The organism is Streptomyces sp. NPDC057543, assembly GCF_042801895.1.
Taxonomy (GTDB): domain Bacteria; phylum Actinomycetota; class Actinomycetes; order Streptomycetales; family Streptomycetaceae; genus Streptomyces.
The window spans coordinates 67,647-87,490 of the sequence record NZ_JBHVFF010000001.1; the positions used below are offsets into that span (position 1 = coordinate 67,647).

The window sequence follows — 19,844 nt, forward strand, 5'->3', positions numbered from 1 at the left end:
GCCGGGCGGCATGGGGTGTGGCCGCTGCTGGCCGGCCGGCGGTCAACGGTCGAAGTCGAGTTCCACTTCCGGAGTGACCGGATGCGACTGGCACGCCAGCACATAGCCCGCACCCGTCTCTTCGGGTTCCAGCGCGAAGTTGCGGTCCATTCGCACTTCGCCCGAGACCAGGAACGCCCGGCAGGTCCCGCACACACCGCCCTTGCAGGCGTATGGCGCGTCGGAGCGGCTGCGCAGCACGGTCTCCAGCAACGATTCGCCATCCTCTACCGGCCAGGTGCCGGAGCGGCCGTCCAGGGTCGCGGTGAGTCTGCTGTGAGCAGGCGTTTCGGCCCGGGGGCGGACAGGCGCGTTCGGGCCGTCGTCCACGTGGAAGATCTCCTGGTGGATACGGTTCCGGTCGACACCCAGGCCATGCAGCGCGCCTTCGGCCGCCTGTACCAGTCCGAACGGCCCGCACAGATACCAGCCGTCCACCTCCGCCACCGGAAGCAGCGCGGGCAGCAGGTCGGTGAGCCGCTCCCGGTCCAGTCGGCCGGACGGAAGGCCTGCCTGCTGCTCTTCCCGGGAGAGAGCCGTGACCAGCTGAAACCGGTCCGGGTAGCGGTCTTTCAGGTCGGCGACCTCGTCCAGGAACATCGTCGAGACGGCCGTCCGGTCGCTACGGATCAGACAGAAACTCGCGTCGGGCTCCCGTGCCAGCAGTGTCGCCGCGATCGACAGTACCGGGGTGATCCCGCTGCCCCCGACGATCGCCGCGAAATGCCCGGCGCGGGGCGTGAGTACGAAGCGGCCCATCGGAGGCATCGCCTCGACCAGGTCACCGACGGCGAGTTCCTTCAGCGCGTATGTGGAGAACGCGCCGCCGTCGACGAGGCGAATGCCCACGCGCAGTACCGGATCGGCCGCTTCCGTGGTGGCCGCGGAGCAGATCGAGTACGAGCGGCGGATCTCTTCGCCATCGACGGTGTAGCGCACATTGAGGTGCTGACCGGGTTGGTGGCGGAAGGTCTCGCGCAACTCGGTCGGTACGGCGAGGGTGACGGCCACCGAATCGTCCGTGAGCTGTTCGATCGCGCGGACCCGGAGCAGATGGAACATCTACAACTCCTTGAAGTGGTCGAACGGTTCGCGGCATGTCACACACCGGCGCAGCGCCTTGCAGGCGGTAGAGGAGAACCTGCTCAGCAGCTCCGTATCAGTCGAGCCGCAGTGCGGGCAGCGCACCGAGAGCGTGAGCGACACCGGGCCGCCTGCGGGAGCCGTGGCATCGTGCGGGCGCGGGGGTGCGATGCCGAACTCGGCCAGCTTGCGCCGTCCTTCCACACTGATGTCGTCCGTCGACCAGGCCGGCGAGAGCACGGTGACCACGGAAACCTCCGGTATGCCGTGGTCATGCAGCACCCGCTCGATGTCGGAGCACATGGCCTCGATCGCCGGGCAGCCGGTGTAGGTCGGGGTGAGACGTACGGTGACTTTGCCGGGCGCGAGCACGTCCACACCCCGAAGCACCCCCAGCTCGTCCAGGGTCAGCACGGGCAGTTCGGGATCGGGCACAGAGCCTGCGAGCCGGTACAGCTCCTCTTTCAGGAGGGTCTCGGTCACCATGATGCCCCCGGGTGGCTGCGATGCAGATGCTGCATCTCGGCGATCATCCGGCCGAAGGGTTCGGTGTGGATGCCCTGGCGGCCCGCGCCCGCCGTCCACGCTCCGGACTGCGGACCGGTCGGAACGGTCAGCGTGGACTTCTCCAGCACCGCGGTGACGGTCTCCAGCCAGCTGTTGTGGAGCGACTGCCAGTCGATCTCCACACCCTCGACGGGCTGGAACAGCTCTCCGGTGAAACGCCACAGGGCGTCCACCGCGCGCTGCATCCGCTCATGGCTCTCGTCCGTGCCGTCACCGAGCCGCAGCGTCCAGTGCTCCGCGTGGTCCTGGTGGTACGCGACCTCCTTGACCGCCTTCGCCGCGAGCCCGGCGAACCGGCTCTCACCGGCCGCCAGCTGTTCGTACAGGAGGCGCTGGTAGGCGGAGAAGTAGAGCTGGCGGGCGATGGTGTGAGCGAAGTCGCCGTTCGGCTGCTCGACCAGCTGTACGTTGCGGAATGCGCGTTCCTCGCGCAGATACGCCAGCTCGTCCTCGTCCCCGGCGAGGGAGAGCAGCACCCGGGCCTGTCCCAGCAGGTCCAGGGCGATGTTGGCCAGGGCCACTTCTTCTTCCAGTACGGGGGCGTGGCCGGCCCACTCCCCCAGCCGGTGCGAGAGCACCAGCGCGTCGTCGCCCAGGGCGAGGGCCGCGGTCACAGGTGCTTCACCCCCTCCGGGATCTCGTAGAACGTCGGGTGCCGGTACGGCTTGTCGCCGGCCGGCTCGAAGAAGGAGTCCTTCTCGTCCGGCGAGGAGGCCGTGACCTGTGCGGACGGGACCACCCAGATGGAGACGCCCTCGGAGCGGCGTGTGTACAGATCGCGAGCGTTGCGCAGGGCCATTTCCGCGTCCGGGGCGTGCAGGCTGCCCGCGTGGGTGTGGGACAGCCCACGGCGCGAACGCACGAACACCTCCCACAGCGGCCATTCGGTCGAGCTGCTCATGCTGTCGCCTCCTCGTTCCGTACCGCGTTTCGTACTCCTGTGTGCTTCTCCGCGTACGCGACTGCCGCGTCCCGGACCCAGGAGCCCTCCTCGTGTGCCCGCCGGCGCTGGGCGAGGCGCTGCTCGTTGCACGGGCCATTGCCCTTGAGGACCTCCTGGAACTCCTTCCAGTCGATCTCCCCGAAGTCGTGATGTCCACGCTCCTCGTTCCACCGGAGATCCGGGTCCGGAAGGGTGAGTCCCAGCGCTTCGGCCTGGGGGACGCAGATGTCCACGAAGCGTTGCCGCAGCTCGTCGTTGGAGTGCCGCTTGATCTTCCAGGTCATCGACTGCGCCGAGTGGGCCGATGCGTCGTCCGGCGGGCCGAACATCATCAGGGACGGCCACCACCAGCGGTTCACCGCGTCCTGAGCCATCTCGTGCTGTGCCGGGGTGCCGCGGCTGAGGGTGAGCAGCAGCTCGTAGCCTTGACGCTGGTGGAAGGACTCCTCCTTGCAGATGCGGACCATCGCCCGGGCATACGGGCCGTAGGAGCAGCGGCAGAGCGGCACCTGGTTGGTGATCGCGGCGCCGTCCACGAGCCAGCCGATCGCGCCGACGTCCGCCCAGGTCAGCGTCGGGTAATTAAAGATCGATGAATACCTCTGGCGGCCTGCGTGGAGCTTGTCGAGCAACTCCTCACGGCCGGTGCCGAGGGTCTCCGCGGCGCTGTACAGATAGAGCCCGTGCCCGGCTTCGTCCTGCACCTTGGCCATCAGGATCGCCTTGCGGCGCAGCGAGGGCGCTCGCGAGATCCAGTTGGCCTCCGGCTGCATGCCGATGATTTCGGAGTGGGCGTGCTGGGCCATTTGCCTGACCAGCGAGGCGCGGTACGCATCCGGCATCCAGTCGCGCGGCTCGATGCGCTCGTCCGCTGCCACTGCGGCTTCGAAGGATGCCTTCAGAGCCTCGTCGGCCCCTGCGGGGCTGCCTGTTCCTGCCTGCGCCGCTTGGTCCGCAGTCACTGCCGTCATCCCGGACTCCCTACCGACCGACCGATCGTTCGGTTCATTGCCTTCAATGGTGAGTCGATGGCCCGTAGGGTGTCAACCCTGTGGATAACTGACCGGGGATCGACGGGGATCGGGGCGGGATGGATTCGTACGACGACAGGGGTGTCGGAGGCGGGAACGGGAGCGCCGGACCAGGGCGGGGGCAGGGCGAGGACACGCCGTCCGCCGCCGGTCAGGAGCCGGGTTCAGGTCCCCGTGGCGGCATAGCTGCCCTGTCCCTTCCGTACCAGATCGTGGCCGCGATCGCGCTGTCCGTCGTCGGGCTGTTCGCCTGCGGCCAGCTGGCCATGGTGTTTCTGCATGTCGCGCCCTCCAACACGCTGACCAAGCAGCACGGCCAAGCGGTCGACGACTGGATCTATCCCGAGTTCGAACAGAACTGGAAGCTCTTCGCTCCGAACCCGCTCCAGCAGAACGTGGCCGTTCACGTACGCGCCGAGATAGCCGGCGCCGACGGCCGCCGCACCACCTCCTGGATGAGCCTTTCCGGCGAGGACGGCAAGGCGATACGCGGCAATCTTCTCCCCAGCCACATCCATCAGAACGAGCTGCGGCGCAGCTGGGACTTCTACGTCAGTTCCCACGACAACGAGAACCGGGCGAACGGCCTGCGCGGTGAGCTCTCCGAGCGCTACATCCGCCGCATCGCGATGATGCGCCTCGGCGAGCACGACTACGGCGGCACCGTCGAGCGCATCCAGATCCGTTCCGAGGTGCGGTCCATCGCGGCGCCCGGCTGGAGCGAGGAAAGGATCAGCACGAAGCCGTCCTACCGGGTGCTGCCGTGGTGGACCGTAACCCCCGCCGACCTCCCCGAGAGCGCCAAGGGGGCGGACAAGTGAGTACGTCCACCTTCGATCGCAAGCTCGCCCGCGGCATCCAGCGCGTCACCTCCTCGGCCCTCGGCCCGTACCAGAGCGCCGTCATCCGGATCGGTTTCTCCACCACCTACCTGCTGTTCCTGCTGCGCGAACTGCCACACCGCCACCAGATGTACGGCCCCGACGCCCCATGGCGCTGGGACATGGCGCAGCAGCTCATAGCCGGCAATCGAGCCTTCACCACACTCATGTGGTCGGACAGCACGGTCTGGTTCGAGGTCGTGTACGCGGTGGCTCTGCTCTCCGCCGTGCTGCTCATGGTCGGCTGGCACACCCGCGCCACGTCGGTTCTCTTCATGGTCGGTGTGCTCTCCCTGCAGAACCGCAGCATCTTCATGGGCGACGGCGGCGACAATGTCATCCACCTGATGGCGATCTATCTCGTGCTGACGCGTTGCGGGCAGGTCTGGTCGTTGGATGCCCGGCGTGCTGCTCGTGCGGGCCGTCCGGGGCGTGTGAGCCGACTGGGCCGCGCCCCTGCCTTGCCGGCTGATGTGGATGCGGACTGCGATGGTCCTCGGCGTTCGGTGCGGGGGGATGTGGCCGGTCCGGTTCTCTGGGTGGTGCTCGGCCTGTTTCTGATGGTGGCCACCGTGACAGACGGTCTCGGCGGCACCTTGTGGCTGCCGGTTCTCTTCTGGCTCCTCTGGGTCGGCCACGGTGCCTGGTGGGTCGTGAATCGTCGCGCGCCGGACAGTGAAGCGCGCACCCTGCTCGATGTCATCGCCAACCTCGCCCACAACGCGACCCTCGTCGTGATCGCGGCCGAGGTCTGCGTGATCTACGCGACGGCAGGGTGGTACAAGATCCAGGGGTCGCGGTGGCAGGACGGCACGGCGCTGTACTACCCGCTCAAGCTCGATTACTTCACGCCCTGGCCCGGGCTGTCGGACATTCTCGCGTCCAGCGGTGTGATGGTGATGCTGCTGACGTACGGCACGGTCATAGTTCAGGTCGCCTTCCCCTTCACTCTGTTCAACCGGCGGGTCAAGAATGTCCTGCTCGTCGCCATGATGTGCGAGCACGTCGGCATCGCGTTGCTGCTCGGACTGCCCTTCTTCTCGATGGCGATGATCGCCGCCGACTCCGTCTTCCTGCCGACCGTCTTCCTGGTGTGGCTCGGTGGCCGCGTGACGCTCGGGCGGGAGCTGCTGTTCTCGCGCAGGGGCAGGGTGCCGGGGCAGCGGCGTGCCGCAGATGACGAGGAGGCCCCGCAGCGCAGCGACGAGGAGGGCCATACGCTCGTCGGGTGAGTAGTGAGAGCGGCAGCAGCATCGGCGGCATTGGTGGCACCGGCAGTACCGGCGGCAAATCGCCGATCGAGGAGTCCCGGGGAATTGAAACGCCCTTCGCGTCCGTACCAGCGGGAGAACTCGGTTCGGCGGTGGAACCGATGCAGTACGACGACGGGTTCGGAACAGAGATCGGCGTCGGGCCGCACCCGCTGCCCTGGCCCGAGGACGAGCGGTACGACCCCGAGCTGCTCGCTCACGGCGACCGGCGCAACGTGGGTGACGCCTACCGGTACTGGACGCGGGAAGCGATCGTCGCCGATCTTGATCTGCGGCGGCACGACTTCCACGTGGCGGTCGAGAACTGGGGCCACGACTTCAATATCGGCTCCGTGGTGCGTACCGCGAACGCCTTCCTCGCCAAGGAGATCCACATCGTGGGGCGGCGGCGCTGGAACCGGCGCGGTGCGATGGTCACCGACCGGTACCAGCATGTGCGGCACCACCCCGACACGGAGTCGCTGACCGCATGGGCGGCGGCGGAGGGCCTGCCGATCATCGGGATCGACAATCTGCCGGGGGCGGTGCCGCTGGAGCGGACCGAGCTGCCGCGGCGGTGTGTGCTGCTCTTCGGGCAGGAGGGGCCCGGGCTGACGGAAGAGGCCCGCAAGCACGCGGCGCTGGTGTGCTCCATCGCGCAGTTCGGGTCGACGCGGTCGATCAACGCCGGGGCCGCGGCTGCGATTGCCATGCATGCGTGGGTGCAGCGGTATGCGGATATTCCGGGGTAGGTGCGGGCCCGGGTGTCGGTGCCTGTGGGTTGGACGCCTGGGGGCGGGCTTGCCCTACCCGCCCCTTCTCCCGGCCCCTTCCCGCGACCGGGGCTCCGCCCCCCCGTACCCCCGCTCATCAAACGCCGGAGGGCTGGAAAGAAGCCCGAAAGGGGCGGGGGCGGACGAGTCCGCGAGGGGCGGGGGAACGGGAGAGCGAGGCGCGGGATTTATGCCTGGCGGCGGACTTCCACTGTGCGGAACCGGCTTGCTACGAACGCTCCGTCGCACAGGGCCGCGTTCGCTGCCGGGTTGCCGCCCGAGCCGTGGAAGTCGGAGAATGCCGCGGTCTGGTTGACGTATACCCCGCCGGTCAGGTTCAGCGAGAGCTGGGCCGACTCGTCCACGCAGACGTCCTCCACCGCGCGCTCCACCTCCGGTGAGGTGGTGTATGCGCCGACCGTCATCGCCCCCTTGTCGCGGATCGTGCGGCGGAGCAGCTCCACGGCGTCGGCTGTCGAGTCGACCGCTACGGCGAAGGAGACCGGTCCGAAGCACTCCGACAGGAAGTGGTCCTCGTCGTCCGGCTTGGTGCCGTCCAGTTTGACGACGACGGGGGTGCGGACCACGGCGTCGGGGAATTCCGGGTTGGCCACCTCGCGCGAGGGCAGGGCGACTTCACCCAGCTCCGCTGCCGCCTCCAGGCGGGCCTTCACATCGGGATTGACCAGGGCGCCGAGCAGTGCGTTCGCCCGGGCGTCGTCGCCCAGCAGCCCGTTCACCGCGGCGGCGATGTCGTCGACGACTTCGTCGTACGACTTGTTGCCGTCGTCGGTCGTGATGCCGTCGCGGGGGATCAGCAGGTTCTGCGGCGTGGTGCACATCTGGCCGCTGTACAGCGAGAGGGAGAACGCCAGGTTGGCCAGCATTCCCCGGTAGTTGTCCGTGGAATCGAGGACGATGCTGTTGACGCCGGCCTTCTCCGTGTACACCTGGGCCTGGCGGGCGTTGGTTTCCAGCCAGTCGCCGAAGGCGGTGGATCCGGTGTAGTCGATGATCTTGATCTCCGGGCGCACCGCGAGAGACTTCGCGATGCCCTCGCCCGGCCGTTCGGCGGCCAGGGCGACCAGGTTGGCGTCGAAGCCCGCCTCGACGAGCACCTCGCGCGCCAGCTGCACCGTGAGCGCGAGTGGAAGCACGGCGCGCGGGTGCGGCTTGACCAGGACGGGATTGCCGGTGGCCAGGGAGGCGAAGAGGCCCGGATAGCCGTTCCACGTGGGGAACGTGTTGCAGCCGATCAGGAGCGAGATACCGCGGGGTGCCGCGGTGAACGACTTGTGCAGCTGGAGCGGGTCGCGCTTGCCCTGCGGCTTGGACCAGTCGGCGCTCTGCGGGGTGCGGATCTGCTCCGCGTACGCGTACGCCACTGCCTCCAGGCCGCGGTCCTGGGCGTGCGGGCCGCCCGCCTGGAACGCCATCATGAAGGCCTGGCCGCTGGTGTGCATCACGGCGTGGCCGAACTCATGGGTCCTGGCGCTGATCCGCGCGAGGATCTCCAGACAGACCAGGGCCCTGGTCTCGGGGCCTGCCGCACGCCAGGCGGCCATGCCCGTACGCATCGCTGGCAGCAGGACATCCAGGTCGGCGTGCGGGTATTCGACGCCGAGCTCCGGCCCGTACGGGGAGATCTCTCCGCCCGTCCAGCCGTCGGTGCCGGGCTGGCCGAGGTCGAGCCGGGTGTGCAGTACGGCGTCGAACGCGGCCTTGCCCTCGGCGGCGCTCAGGCTGCCGGGGGCGCCGCCCTCGCCGTATGCCTTCGGATGCTCGGGATGCGGAGACCAGTAGGCGCGCGTGCGGATCGCGTCGAGGGCTTGGTCGAGCGTGGGGCGGTGCTTCTCGGACAGCAGGTGGGGGGAGAGCTCGGCGGCCATGACGGACCAACTCCTCATCGAGCTGGGCAGGGACGGGCGGACAGAGTTAGAGTAACCGAACGATCGGTCGGGACAAGGGGGCCCGCCAAACCTGTGGACAACTCGTAGGGGAGGATCGCGGACATGACCACGGCCAAGCGGGACACGTACACCCCGGAGACTCTGCTCACCGTCGCTGTCCGTGTTTTCAATGAGCGCGGCTACGACGGCACGTCCATGGAGCATCTCTCCCGGGCTGCGGGCATCTCCAAGTCGTCCATCTACCACCATGTCGCGGGCAAGGAGGAGCTCCTCCGCCGTGCGGTGAGCCGGGCGCTGGACGGGCTCTTCGGCATTCTCGACGAGCCGGGGGCGACACAGGGGCGAGCGATCGAGCGGGTCGAGTACGTCACCCGCCGCACGGTCGATGTGCTGATAGCCGAATTGCCCTACGTCACGCTGCTGCTGCGCGTGCGGGGCAACACGAAGACCGAGCGCTGGGCCATGGAGCGACGGCGCGAGTTCGACCACCGGGTGACCGATCTCCTCAGGGCGGCAGTCGCGGACGGCGATCTCCGCTCCGACGTGGACATACGGCTGGTGACGCGGCTGCTCTTCGGGATGGTCAACTCGCTGGTGGAGTGGTACCGGCCCCAGCCGGACGGTGGCGTCGACGGTGAGCGGCTGGCGGACACGCTCGTCCTGGTGGCCTTCGAGGGGATGCGGTCCAGTCGTTGAGCGGATCATCCGCTGAGCTGAAACGTTGACGAGCGGGCAGGCCTGGGCGGCCGCTGCGCCTTCGGTGTGACCGCTGCCTCGGGCGGTGTGAACGGGAGCGGGGCTCTGTCTTCGGTTCGGAGCCCGCATTCCGCCCAATTCGTCCCATTTACGTGAGCTCGGGGGGTCTGGCCGGGCCCGTGGCCAGGTCCGTCTCCTCGAACACCAGAATTGTGCGGGTGGAGAGCACCTCCGGGATGGCCTGGATCCTGGTCAGGACCAGTTCGCGCAGCGACCGGTTGTCCGGGGTGTGCACCAGCAGCAGGACATCGAAGTCGCCGCTGACGAGCGCGATGTGGGTGGCCCCGGGCAGTGCCTGGAGCTGCTCGCGCACGGTGCGCCAGGAATTTTGGACGATCTTGAGCGTGATGTATGCGGAGGCACCCTGCCCCGCCCGCTCATGGTTCACGCGCGCGCCGAAACCGCGGATCACACCGTCATCGATGAGCCGGTTGATCCGGGCGTAGGCGTTGGCACGGGAGACGTGGACGCGATCGGCCACCGACCGTATCGAGGCGCGGCCATCCGTCTGGAGCAACCGCAGGATGTCGCGGTCGACGGCGTCCAGCGGGCGCGCGGGCGGAACCTGGCCGGGTTCCTCGCCCCCGTCGGCCATTTGTTCAGCTGACATGTGCCCGCGCCTCCCTGTCCTGGACGACCTGCCCCCATCCCAGGCTGTGGAGAACCGTTTGTCCACAGGCTGAAGGCGCCTGTAGCCAAAATGCGCTCGCGACCGAACAATCGGTAGGTGAGGCACGGGACATCCGCGCCTCGGACAGCGCTCGATATTTCGATGTATTTCGACACCCCTCGGCATCGGACGATCCCCCGATGCCGACAGACGCCGCTCGAAACCCCTCGATGCCAGGAGGTGCTTGTCATGACGGTCCAAGAGCTGCCCGGCGCGGCCGCTTACCGGCCCACGCCGCCCCCGGCCTGGAAGCCGCTCACCGATCCCGCGCCGCTGCTCCCGGACCCCGAGCCGTATCGCGTGCTCGGTACGGACGCCGTGGCCGACGCCGACCCCGCGCTGCTGCTGCGGCTCTACGCGGAGCTGGTGCGCGGCCGGCGGTACAACGCACAGGCCACCGCTCTCACCAAGCAGGGCCGGCTCGCTGTCTACCCGTCGAGCACAGGGCAGGAGGCCTGCGAGATAGCGGCCGCGCTGGTGCTGGAGGAGCGGGACTGGCTGTTTCCCAGCTACCGCGACACGCTGGCGGCCGTGGCGCGCGGCCTCGACCCGGTCGAGGCACTGACGCTGCTGCGCGGCGACCGGCACACCGGTTACGACCCGCGCGAGCACCGTATCGCCCCGCTCTGCACCCCCCTCGCCACTCAGCTGCCGCACGCCGTGGGCCTGGCACACGCGGCGCGGCTCAGGGGTGACGACGTGGTGGCACTGGCCATGGTCGGTGACGGCGGGACCAGCGAGGGCGATTTCCACGAGGCACTGAATTTCGCGGCCGTCTGGCGAGCCCCGGTCGTCTTCCTCGTGCAGAACAACGGTTTCGCGATCTCCGTACCGCTGGCGAAGCAGACCGCGGCTCCGTCCCTGGCGCACAAGGCCGTGGGGTACGGGATGCCGGGCCGGCTGGTGGACGGCAATGACGTGGCCGCCGTGCACCAGGTCCTCGGTGAGGCGGTGGCACGGGCCCGGAGCGGTGGCGGGCCGACGCTCGTCGAAGCGGTGACGTACCGCATGGACGCCCATACGAACGCCGACGACGCCACGCGCTACCGCGTCGACAGCGAAGTGGAGGCGTGGCGTGCGCACGATCCGATCCAGCTCCTGGAGCGGGAGCTGACCGGACGGGGACTGCTCGGCGACGACGGGATCGAGGACGCGCGCGCGGACGCGGAGCGGATGGCGGCGGCTCTGCGCGAGCGGATGAACGCCGATCCGGTGCTCGAACCGATGGATCTCTTCGCTCATGTCTACGAGGAACAGACCACCCAACTGCGGGAGCAGGCCGCCCGCTTGCGTGTCGAGCTGGAGGCCGAGCAGGACCAGCACGGCCACAACGACCTGGAGGGCGGGCGATGACCACCGCAGCAGCGCCGGCCGGAGAGCGGACGGCGAAGACCAAGCCGGCCACCATGGCGCAGGCGCTCGGGCGGGCGCTGCGCGACTCGATGGCCGAGGATCCGACGGTGCACGTCCTCGGCGAGGATGTCGGCACGCTCGGCGGGGTTTTCCGGATCACCGACGGTCTGGCGAAGGAGTTCGGCGAGGACCGTTGCACGGATACCCCGCTGGCCGAGGCGGGCATCCTCGGCACGGCCGTCGGCATGGCGATGTACGGGCTGCGGCCGGTGGTGGAGATGCAGTTCGACGCCTTCGCCTATCCGGCTTTCGAGCAGCTCATCAGCCATGTCGCCAAGATGCGCAACCGGACGGCCGGTGCCATGCCGTTGCCGATCACGGTCCGGGTGCCGTACGGCGGCGGGATCGGCGGGGTCGAGCACCACAGCGACTCCTCGGAGGCGTACTACATGGCGACGCCCGGCCTCCACGTCGTCACGCCCGCCACGGTCGAGGACGCGTACGGGCTGCTGAGGGCCGCGATCGCCTCCGACGATCCGGTGGTTTTCCTGGAACCGAAGCGGCTCTACTGGTCGAAGGCGGACTGGTCGCCCGAGGCGCCGGTGGCCGTGGAACCGATCGGACGGGCCGTCGTCCGCCGGACCGGGCGCAGCGCGACGCTGATCACGTACGGGCCGTCACTGCCGGTCTGCATGGAGGCCGCGGAGGCGGCCGTGGCAGAGGGCTGGGACCTCGAAGTCGTCGATCTGCGCTCATTGGTTCCGTTCGACGACGAGACCGTCGCCGCTTCCGTGCGGCGTACGGGGCGCGCGGTCGTCGTCCATGAGTCCTCCGGTTTCGGCGGTCCGGGCGGCGAGATAGCGGCCCGGGTCACCGAGCGCTGCTTCCACCATCTGGAGGCGCCGGTGCTGCGGGTCACCGGGTTCGACATTCCGTATCCGCCGCCGATGCAGGAGCGGCACCATCTGCCGGGCGTGGACCGGGTGCTCGACGCGGTCGCCCGCTTGCAGTGGGAGGCGGAGAGCTGATGCCACAGGTACTCGAATTCAAGCTGCCGGACCTCGGCGAGGGGCTCACCGAGGCGGAAATCGTGCGCTGGCTGGTGGAGGTCGGCGATGTCGTCGCCATCGACCAGCCGGTCGTCGAGGTCGAGACGGCCAAGGCGATGGTGGAGGTGCCCTGCCCCTACGGGGGGGTGGTGACCGCGCTGTTCGGCGAGGAGGGCGCGGAACTTCCGGTCGGGGCACCGTTGTTGACGGTGGCTGTGGGGTCCGAGGGGAGCTTGGGGTCTGCGGGGGTCATGGGGTCAGCGGGATCGGTGGGCTCGGGGGCAGGAGAAGGTGCTGGGGCTGGGGCGGTGGTGTCGCCCGTGGGGGCCGGGGTCGGTTCGGGCGGGGCGGGTTCCGGCTCCGAGGCCAGGGGCAGAGACGGGGCCGGTGAGGTGGAGTCGTCCGGCAATGTGTTGGTCGGGTACGGGACGGGCGCGCCGGTGGCACGCCGTCGACGGGTCCGGCCCGAGGCGGTGGCGGCGCATGCTGCCGCGCACACGACGGCTGCGGCTGCGGTTGCGGCATCTGCTTCGGCCTCTGCTGCCGACGCGGTGAAGGGGCCGGTGGCCGTTGTCTCCCCGCTGGTACGGAAGCTGGCGCGGCAGCATGACCTCGATCTGCGGCAGCTGGTGGGCTCCGGGCCGGACGGGTTGATCATGCGTGCCGATGTCGAGTCCGCGATCAGGGCGCTGGCAGAGGGGGCAGCGGCTCCTTCGCCGGACGCGGTCTCGGTGCCCGTGTCGGCGCCGGAGCCGGTGCTGGTGTCGGAGTCGGCTTCGGTGCCCGAGCCGGGACAGGGGCCGCTTTCGGTATCGACGTCGCTGCCTCCGGTGCGGCCGTCGGCGTCGCGGGGGGCCACGGGGCAGACCGTGGAGCGCATTCCGCTGCGCGGCGTACGGGGCGCGGTCGCCGACAAGCTGGCGCGCAGTCGGCGAGAGATCCCCGATGCGACGTGCTGGGTCGACGCCGATGCCACCGAGCTGATGGCTGCCAGATCCGCGATGAACAGCGCCGGCGGTACGGCCGCCGGGCCCAAGGTGTCGGTGCTCGCCCTGCTGGCGCGTATCTGCACTGCCGCGCTGGCCCGGTTCCCCGAGCTCAACGCCACGGTGGATCAGGAAGCGCGGGAGATAGTGCGGCTGCCGGAGGTCCATCTCGGGTTCGCGGCGCAGACCGAGCGGGGTCTCGTCGTCCCCGTCGTGCGGGATGCGCAGGCCCGGAACGCGGAGTCGATCGGGGCCGAGATCGCTCGGCTGACCGAGGCGGCCCGGACGGGGAGGCTGACCCCGGCAGAGCTGACCGGCGGCACGTTCACGCTGAACAACTACGGGGTGTTCGGGGTCGACGGTTCGACCCCGATCATCAACCATCCGGAAGCGGCGATGCTGGGCGTCGGCCGGATCGTGCCCAAGCCGTGGGTGCACGAAGGCGAGCTGGCCGTACGCCGGGTCGTCCAGCTCTCGCTGACCTTCGACCACCGGGTCTGCGACGGCGGTACGGCGGGTGGCTTCCTGCGCTACGTGGCCGACTGCGTGGAACAACCGGCGGTGCTCCTACGCACGTTGTAGGCGGATTCGGCTGCGGTCTCCCGTTTCTTCCCCGGTGGATCTTCCGGATTGCGGACCGGGGAGGATCAACGGGGGCCGTGGCCCGCATACTCGGAGCATGACCGCGTATGACGCCATCGTCCTCGCCGGAGGGGCCGCCAAGCGGCTCGGCGGCGCCGACAAGCCCGGCATCCGGGTCGGTGGCCGTGCGCTGCTCGACCGGGTGCTCGCGGCCTGCGCCGACGCCTCGACCACCGTGGTGGTGGGCGGGCGGCGGCCCACCGTGCGCGCAGTGACCTGGACGCGTGAAGAACCGCAGGGCGGTGGCCCGTTGGCCGCGCTCGACGCCGGCGTCCGGCGTACCGGCGCGGAATGGGTTCTCGTGCTCTCCGCCGATCTGCCGTTCCTCGGGGAGAGCACCGTCGGAGCGCTGTTGGCCGCCGCTCGTGACGGTCGGCGGGACGGGGCCCTGTGCACCGACCAGGACGGTCGTGATCAGCCTCTCGTCGCGGTTTATCGTGGCGAACCGCTGCGCCGCGAGCTCGCCCTGATCGCCACCGAGCACGGAGGTCTGTCCGGGCTGCCCTTGCGGTTGCTGATGAACGAGCTCGACCTTGCCCGGGTGGAGGCCGGCCCCCTCGCCTCCTTCGACTGCGACACCTGGGAGGACATTGCGTCGGCCCGGGCCCGTATCAGAGAGCATGGGACCGTGCTGGATGAATGGATCAACGCAGTCAAGAACGAACTGGGCATCGAACTCGACGTCGACACCGACGTCCTGCTCGATCTCGCCCGGGACGCCGCCCACGGCGTCGCCCGTCCCGCCGCGCCTCTGACGACGTTCCTTGTCGGGTACGCGGCGGCGAAGGCGAGCAGCGACGGCGACGGCCCGGCAGCGGTGGCCGAGGCCGCCCGCAAGGCCGCCGCGCTGGCCCTCCGGTGGGCGGACGAGAACGAGACCCCATGACGGCTCGCAACGACAGGTCCGACCCGCTCCCGGCGGCCGATGCCGCGCCGATGGGCGTTGCGCCGGTGAACGCAGGGCCCTCGGCGGCCGAGGAGCCCTCGATGGGCGTGGAGCCCTCGGAGGGCGGTGGGGCCCCGGCGCGTGACAGTCCGGCGTCGGGCGAGCGGGTGCCGACCCAGGAGGAGCTGCGGGCCGCCGAAGAGGATCGGGCCGTTGAACAGGCCCTCGCGCTGGTTGGGCACCGGTCCTCGGATGAGCTCCAACCGTCACGCCGGTCTCACTCTGTGGATCAGCCTCGGTCCACGGACCGGCTCGGCTTCACGGACCTGCCTCGGTCCGTGGATCGGCTCGGTTCTGCGGATCTGCCCCACTCCGTGGACGGGCCTCGGCCCGTGGACCGGCCTCAGTCTGCTGGTTGGCCCCATTTCATGGACTCCTGTTCCTCGGAGTCGTCGAACTCCACGGGCAGGCTCCGCCCCACGGAAGAGCGTGCGTCCGTATCCCCGTCCAGGTCACAGTCCCCGGTCGGCCGGACGTACCCCTGGCGGGAGGCGCGCGCGCTCGCCGCGCGGGCGGGCCGTGACGTACCCGTCCGTACCCGGCGGCTTCCCCTCGGGCAGGCACTCGGACACGTACTCGCCGAACCGCTCGTCGCACTCACCGATCTGCCGTCCTTCGACACCTCCGCCATGGACGGCTGGGTTGTCACCGGACCGGGTCCATGGACCATCCGCGAGGTCGAAGGAAGCGGGAGTGAGGAGGGCGACACAGGCCCACGCCCGAGCGCGCGCCTCAGCCCACGTCCGGGCCAAGATCCGGGCATCCTGGCCGGGCACCGCGCCCCCGCTGCGCTCCCCGACGGCGATGCCGTACGGATCGCCACCGGCGCACGCATCCCGGCGGACGCAAACGCGGTGATCCGCAGCGAGCACGCTCGCGTGGACGAGTCCAAGGGGCTGCTCCACGCGACGCGCCGGGTACATCCGGGGCAGGACATCAGGCCCCGAGGCCAGGAATGCCGTTCCGGTGATCAACTCCTGCCCGCCGGCGCCCTGGTGACGCCCGCAGTTCTCGGCCTGGCCGCCGCCGCAGGGTACGACGAGCTGGGCACCGTCCCCCGCCCCCGCGTCGATGTCCTCGTTCTCGGTGACGAACTCCTGACCAGTGGGCTGCCGCACGACGGGCTGATCCGTGACGCGCTCGGCCCGATGATCGGCCCCTGGCTGCGTGCCCTGGGTGCCGAGGTCTCCGCCCCGCAGCGCCTCGGCGACGACGCCGCGGCCCTCCGGCGTGCCCTCACCGCCTCCGACGCGGATCTGATCATCACCACCGGCGGCACGGCCGCAGGCCCTGTCGACCACGTCCACCCGGTCCTTGCCGAGATCGGGGCCGAGCTGCTGGTCGACGGCGTCGCCGTGCGCCCCGGCCACCCGATGCTGCTGGCCAGGTTCAGGGCGGAGGGGCCGGATGCGGGCCCGTATCTCGTCGGGCTGCCGGGCAATCCGCTGGCCGCCGTCTCCGGGCTTCTCACGCTCGCCGAACCGTTGCTCCGCGGGCTGGCCGGCCATGCGCCGGAGACGCCGTACCGGGCAGTGGTGCGCGACGAGGTGCACGGGCACCCGCGCGACACCCGTCTTGTACCCGTCGTCCACCGTGCGGGCGACCCCGACGACAGCGGCCGGAATCTGGGCAGCGCGAGAACCGGCACCGGTGCCGAACACGTCGTACCGCTGCACTACAACGGTCCGGCCATGCTCCGAGGGATTGCCGCGGCGGACGGGCTGGCCGTCATACCTCCCGGCGGGGTACGGTCCGGCACCGAGGTGGAGATCCTCGACCTACCGTGGGCCTCGGCGACGCCGTGGACGGAAGGGTGTTTCACGTGAAACTTCCCGGCCACGATGCGATGGCCAGGCGCGCCGACGAGCATGTCGCGCCCACGCGGGTGGAGCTCCCGCGCAGGGTCGTCCAAGGACCGGCGCGGCAGGTCGCCAAACGGCTGATGATGGCGTTGATAGTGCTTGCCGCCACGGTGCTGATCGTCTGGCTCGACCGCGGGGGATATCACGACGCCGCCGATGACAACGTCGACCTGCTGGACGCGGTGTACTACGCGACGGTCACCCTCTCCACCACCGGATACGGAGACATCACCCCGTACGGGGACGCCGCCCGGCTCACCAATGTGGTGCTCGTGACACCGCTGCGGGTGCTCTTCCTGATCATCTTGGTCGGCACCACTCTTGAGGTCCTCACAGAACGGACCCGGGAGGACTTTCGGCTGAAGCGTTGGAGAACCAACTTGCGTGACCACACCGTTGTCGTCGGCTTCGGCACGAAGGGCCGTTCGGCCATTCAGACCCTGCGGGCCACCGGTCTGAAGAAGGAACAGATCGTCATCGTCGATCCGGCGAGCAAGGTGATCGAGATCGCCAACGCCGAAGGGTTCGTGGGGGTGGTCGGTGATGCGACGCGCAGCGAGGTTCTGCTGCGTGCCGAGCTCCAGAAGGCGCGTCAGATCATCATCGCCACACAGCGTGACGACACGGCGGTGCTGGTGGCGCTGACGGCGCGGCAGCTCAACCGAGGCGCGAAGATCGTCGCCGCGGTGCGCGAGGAGGAGAACGCCCCGCTGCTCCGGCAGTCCGGCGCCGACGCGGTGATCACCAGCGCCAGCGCGGCGGGCCGGCTACTCGGCCTCTCCGTCCTCAGTCCCAGCGCGGGCACGGTGATGGAGGACCTGATCCAGCAGGGCAGCGGTCTCGACCTCGTCGAACGGCCGGTGATAAAGGCCGAGGTGGGCAAGAGTGTCCGGGAGACCGAGGATCTCGTCGTCAGCGTGTTGCGGGGGCATCGGCTGCTCGGATACGACGATCCGGCGGCCAGCCCCCTGCAGCTGACGGACCGTTTGATCACCATCGTGCGTGCCTCGAACGAACCACCGCCCAGTCACCCGGCGCCAGGCGCGCCCCGCCCGTAGCCGGGCATTTCGCGGGCGCCACGATCTCGTCATCGGGAGTCATCCTCGGGTCGATGGTGGGCACCCCGCCGACTCGGCTCGCTCCCGCTGCTCCCGCTGCTCCCGTCGTTCCGGTTCGCTCTCACCGCTCGGCCCGTCGCGTCATGGAGTCGCCTCCCGGCGCCGTATGGTTGCCTGTCCAGCGCCGCGGCTCCGTCCGTTCCGCGCCACGGAGTAGCCTCGCCGCCATGTATGCGATCACGATCCCCGAACCCGGTGGCCCCGAGGCGCTCGTATGGGCCGAGGTGCCCGATCCGGTAGCCGGCGAAGGCGAGGTCCTCGTCGATGTCGCGTCCAGCGCGGTCAATCGCGCCGATGTGCTGCAGCGGCAGGGGTTCTACAACCCGCCGTCCGGTGCTTCCCCGTACCCGGGCCTGGAGTGCGCCGGCCGTGTCTCGGCGATCGGGCCCGGCGTCAGCGGCTGGTCGGTCGGCGACGAGGTGTGTGCACTGCTCGCCGGTGGCGGTTACGCGGAGAAGGTCGCCGTACCCGCCGGGCAGCTGCTGCCCGTACCGGACGGAGTCGACCTGACGCTGTCGGCGGCACTGCCCGAGGTGACGTCCACGGTCTGGTCGAACGTGTTCATGGTGGCCCATCTGCGCCCCGGCGAGACGCTGTTGGTGCATGGCGGGTCCAGCGGCATCGGCACGATGGCGATCCAGCTCGCCAAGGCCGTGGGCGCACGGGTCGCGGTCACCGCGGGCGGACCGGAGAAGCTGGCGCGCTGCGCGGAGCTGGGCGCCGACATCCTGATCGACTACCGGGAGCAGGACTTCGTCGAGGAGCTGCGCAAGGCGACGGACGGCGCCGGTGCGGACGTCATCCTCGACATCGTCGGCGCGAAGTACCTGGACCGGAACGTGAAGGCACTCGCCGTCAACGGCCGGCTGGCCATCATCGGCCTCCAGGGCGGCGTCAAGGGTGAGCTGAATCTGAGCGCCCTGCTGAACAAGCGGGCCGCCATCACCGCGACCTCACTGCGCGGCCGTCCGCTCGCCGAGAAGGCCGCCATCGTCGCCGCCGTACGCGAACATGTCTGGCCGCTGATCGCCGACGGTGTCGTACGGCCGGTCGTGGACCGCACGCTGCCGATGTCCGAGGCCGCCGAGGCCCACCGGGTGCTGGAGTCCAGCGCGCACATCGGGAAGGTGCTTCTGCGGACACCCGCGGGCTGACCCCCGCCCGCTGCCCCGTCACCGGGACGCCCGCTGCCCCGTCACCGGGACGCCCCCTGACCCGCGACCGGGACGCACGGCACACAACTGGGCCCGGCACACAGGTCGTCGACCATGCGTGCCGGGCCTTGGCGTTGCTACGTCATCGAAACGTACGGACCAGAGTGCCGCACGGACCGGAGTGGCGTACCGACTACAGATATGGCCCGGACCGGATGGCCCCGTGCTGGTCCCCGCTGCCGTCCTCGTCCTCGTGGCCACTCCCCGGCGGAAGGGCGCGGCGCATCTGCTCCAACTGGGCCCGCGCCGCCATCTGCTGGGCGAACAGCGCCGTCTGGATGCCGTGGAAGAGGCCCTCCAGCCAGCCCACCAACTGGGCCTGCGCGATCCGGAGTTCTGCCTCGGAGGGCACCGACTCCTCGGTGAACGGCAGGGAGAGCCGCTCCAGCTCCTCCACCAGTTCCGGCGCGAGGCCGTCCTCCAACTCCTTCACGGAGCTCGCGTGGATCTCCTTGAGCCTGACCCGGCTCGCCTCGTCGAGAGGAGCAGCCCTGACCTCCTCCAGGAGCTGCTTGATCATGCTGCCGATGCGCATGACTTTCGCGGGCTGTTCGACCATCTCCGTCACCGGGACCTCACGCGACTCGTCGTCAGTGCCACCGCCGCCGATCGCCATGCCGTCCTGCCCCACCACGAGGACTTGGGGGTGCTCCTGCGACCGTTCATTCCTCGGCATCTCCATGGCGTCATTGTCTCGCACACCTGCCGTACAACACCGTGGTGCCCCCGCAAACGGTTGATCCACCGTTTACAGGGGCACCAAATCAGCCG

General features: G+C 69.7%; 19 protein-coding genes. 11 read left to right on the forward strand and 8 right to left on the reverse strand.

The annotated features are described in order from the left end of the window. Positions 1 to 42: 42 nt before the first annotated feature. Genes ACFU8Q_RS00325 through paaA form a run of 5 tightly spaced genes read right to left on the reverse strand, consistent with a single transcriptional unit; the run spans position 43 to position 3,603 of the window. Positions 43 to 1,101 (reverse strand): 2Fe-2S iron-sulfur cluster-binding protein, encoded by a 1,059-nt coding sequence (locus ACFU8Q_RS00325; protein WP_384446161.1) that lies wholly within the window; start codon positions 1,099 to 1,101, stop codon positions 43 to 45. Continuing rightward, positions 1,102 to 1,608, reverse strand: coding sequence for a 1,2-phenylacetyl-CoA epoxidase subunit PaaD (gene paaD / locus ACFU8Q_RS00330; RefSeq protein WP_384446163.1), 507 nt, complete (start codon positions 1,606 to 1,608; stop codon positions 1,102 to 1,104). Beyond that, on the reverse strand, positions 1,602 to 2,303 hold the full coding sequence (paaC, locus tag ACFU8Q_RS00335) for a 1,2-phenylacetyl-CoA epoxidase subunit PaaC (protein WP_384446165.1): 702 nt from the start codon (positions 2,301 to 2,303) through the stop codon (positions 1,602 to 1,604). The genes paaD and paaC overlap by 7 nt, the downstream gene beginning before the upstream one ends. Then, on the reverse strand, positions 2,300 to 2,590 hold the full coding sequence (gene paaB, locus ACFU8Q_RS00340; protein WP_093548044.1) for a 1,2-phenylacetyl-CoA epoxidase subunit PaaB: 291 nt from the start codon (positions 2,588 to 2,590) through the stop codon (positions 2,300 to 2,302). Before paaB ends, paaC begins: the two co-directional genes overlap by 4 nt. Then, positions 2,587 to 3,603, reverse strand: coding sequence for a 1,2-phenylacetyl-CoA epoxidase subunit PaaA (gene paaA, locus ACFU8Q_RS00345; RefSeq protein WP_384446166.1), 1,017 nt, complete (start codon positions 3,601 to 3,603; stop codon positions 2,587 to 2,589). Before paaA ends, paaB begins: the two co-directional genes overlap by 4 nt. A gap of 119 nt (positions 3,604 to 3,722) precedes the next feature. On the opposite strand from paaA, the gene ACFU8Q_RS00350 reads away from it, so the two are divergent. The 3 genes from ACFU8Q_RS00350 to ACFU8Q_RS00360 all read left to right on the forward strand — a co-directional run bounded on the left by ACFU8Q_RS00350 (position 3,723) and on the right by ACFU8Q_RS00360 (position 6,546). Then, positions 3,723 to 4,484, forward strand: coding sequence for a DUF5819 family protein (locus ACFU8Q_RS00350; protein WP_384446167.1), 762 nt, complete (start codon positions 3,723 to 3,725; stop codon positions 4,482 to 4,484). Continuing rightward, positions 4,481 to 5,776, forward strand: a complete 1,296-nt coding sequence (locus ACFU8Q_RS00355) for an HTTM domain-containing protein (RefSeq protein ID WP_384446168.1) — start codon at positions 4,481 to 4,483, stop codon at positions 5,774 to 5,776. The genes ACFU8Q_RS00350 and ACFU8Q_RS00355 overlap by 4 nt, the downstream gene beginning before the upstream one ends. Positions 5,777 to 5,916: 140 nt before the next feature. Continuing rightward, entirely contained in the window at positions 5,917 to 6,546 is a 630-nt protein-coding gene (locus ACFU8Q_RS00360) for a TrmH family RNA methyltransferase (RefSeq protein WP_384446234.1), read from the forward strand. A gap of 209 nt (positions 6,547 to 6,755) precedes the next feature. Here the strand turns inward: ACFU8Q_RS00360 and paaN are convergent, their stop codons facing one another. After that, positions 6,756 to 8,456 carry a phenylacetic acid degradation protein PaaN gene (gene paaN / locus ACFU8Q_RS00365; protein WP_384446170.1) on the reverse strand — a complete coding sequence of 567 codons (1,701 nt, stop codon included), beginning with the start codon at positions 8,454 to 8,456 and terminating at the stop codon, positions 6,756 to 6,758. A gap of 123 nt (positions 8,457 to 8,579) precedes the next feature. Here paaN and ACFU8Q_RS00370 point away from each other — a divergent pair, with 123 nt between their 5' ends. After that, positions 8,580 to 9,173 (forward strand): TetR/AcrR family transcriptional regulator, encoded by a 594-nt coding sequence (locus ACFU8Q_RS00370; protein WP_362192630.1) that lies wholly within the window; start codon positions 8,580 to 8,582, stop codon positions 9,171 to 9,173. Positions 9,174 to 9,321: 148 nt separating this feature from the next. Here ACFU8Q_RS00370 and ACFU8Q_RS00375 read toward each other — a convergent pair whose 3' ends face one another. Next, complete coding sequence (locus tag ACFU8Q_RS00375) at positions 9,322 to 9,828, reverse strand: Lrp/AsnC family transcriptional regulator (protein WP_384446236.1); 507 nt, start codon at positions 9,826 to 9,828, stop codon at positions 9,322 to 9,324. 264 nt (positions 9,829 to 10,092) lie between these two features. Between ACFU8Q_RS00375 and pdhA the strand changes: the two genes are divergently transcribed. From pdhA to ACFU8Q_RS00410, 7 genes are all read left to right on the forward strand, one after another. Beyond that, a complete protein-coding gene (gene pdhA, locus ACFU8Q_RS00380) occupies positions 10,093 to 11,256 on the forward strand; it encodes a pyruvate dehydrogenase (acetyl-transferring) E1 component subunit alpha (RefSeq protein WP_384446172.1) in 1,164 nt (387 codons plus the stop codon). After that, a complete protein-coding gene (locus ACFU8Q_RS00385) occupies positions 11,253 to 12,284 on the forward strand; it encodes an alpha-ketoacid dehydrogenase subunit beta (RefSeq protein ID WP_384446174.1) in 1,032 nt (343 codons plus the stop codon). Before pdhA ends, ACFU8Q_RS00385 begins: the two co-directional genes overlap by 4 nt. Then, positions 12,284 to 13,873 carry a dihydrolipoamide acetyltransferase family protein gene (locus tag ACFU8Q_RS00390; protein ID WP_384446176.1) on the forward strand — a complete coding sequence of 530 codons (1,590 nt, stop codon included), beginning with the start codon at positions 12,284 to 12,286 and terminating at the stop codon, positions 13,871 to 13,873. The genes ACFU8Q_RS00385 and ACFU8Q_RS00390 overlap by 1 nt, the downstream gene beginning before the upstream one ends. A gap of 97 nt (positions 13,874 to 13,970) precedes the next feature. After that, entirely contained in the window at positions 13,971 to 14,819 is an 849-nt protein-coding gene (locus ACFU8Q_RS00395; RefSeq protein WP_384446178.1) for an NTP transferase domain-containing protein, read from the forward strand. 101 nt (positions 14,820 to 14,920) lie between these two features. After that, the gene (locus ACFU8Q_RS00400) at positions 14,921 to 16,705 is read left to right on the forward strand and encodes a molybdopterin molybdotransferase MoeA (protein WP_384446237.1); all 1,785 of its coding nucleotides are present in this window, start codon (positions 14,921 to 14,923) and stop codon (positions 16,703 to 16,705) included. Then, entirely contained in the window at positions 16,663 to 17,799 is a 1,137-nt protein-coding gene (locus ACFU8Q_RS00405; protein WP_384446180.1) for a potassium channel family protein, read from the forward strand. Before ACFU8Q_RS00400 ends, ACFU8Q_RS00405 begins: the two co-directional genes overlap by 43 nt. Positions 17,800 to 18,026: 227 nt before the next feature. Further along, positions 18,027 to 19,013, forward strand: a complete 987-nt coding sequence (locus tag ACFU8Q_RS00410; protein ID WP_384446182.1) for an NAD(P)H-quinone oxidoreductase — start codon at positions 18,027 to 18,029, stop codon at positions 19,011 to 19,013. 193 nt (positions 19,014 to 19,206) lie between these two features. Here the strand turns inward: ACFU8Q_RS00410 and ACFU8Q_RS00415 are convergent, their stop codons facing one another. After that, on the reverse strand, positions 19,207 to 19,755 hold the full coding sequence (locus tag ACFU8Q_RS00415; RefSeq protein ID WP_323183884.1) for a bacterial proteasome activator family protein: 549 nt from the start codon (positions 19,753 to 19,755) through the stop codon (positions 19,207 to 19,209). Positions 19,756 to 19,844: the final 89 nt, after the last annotated feature.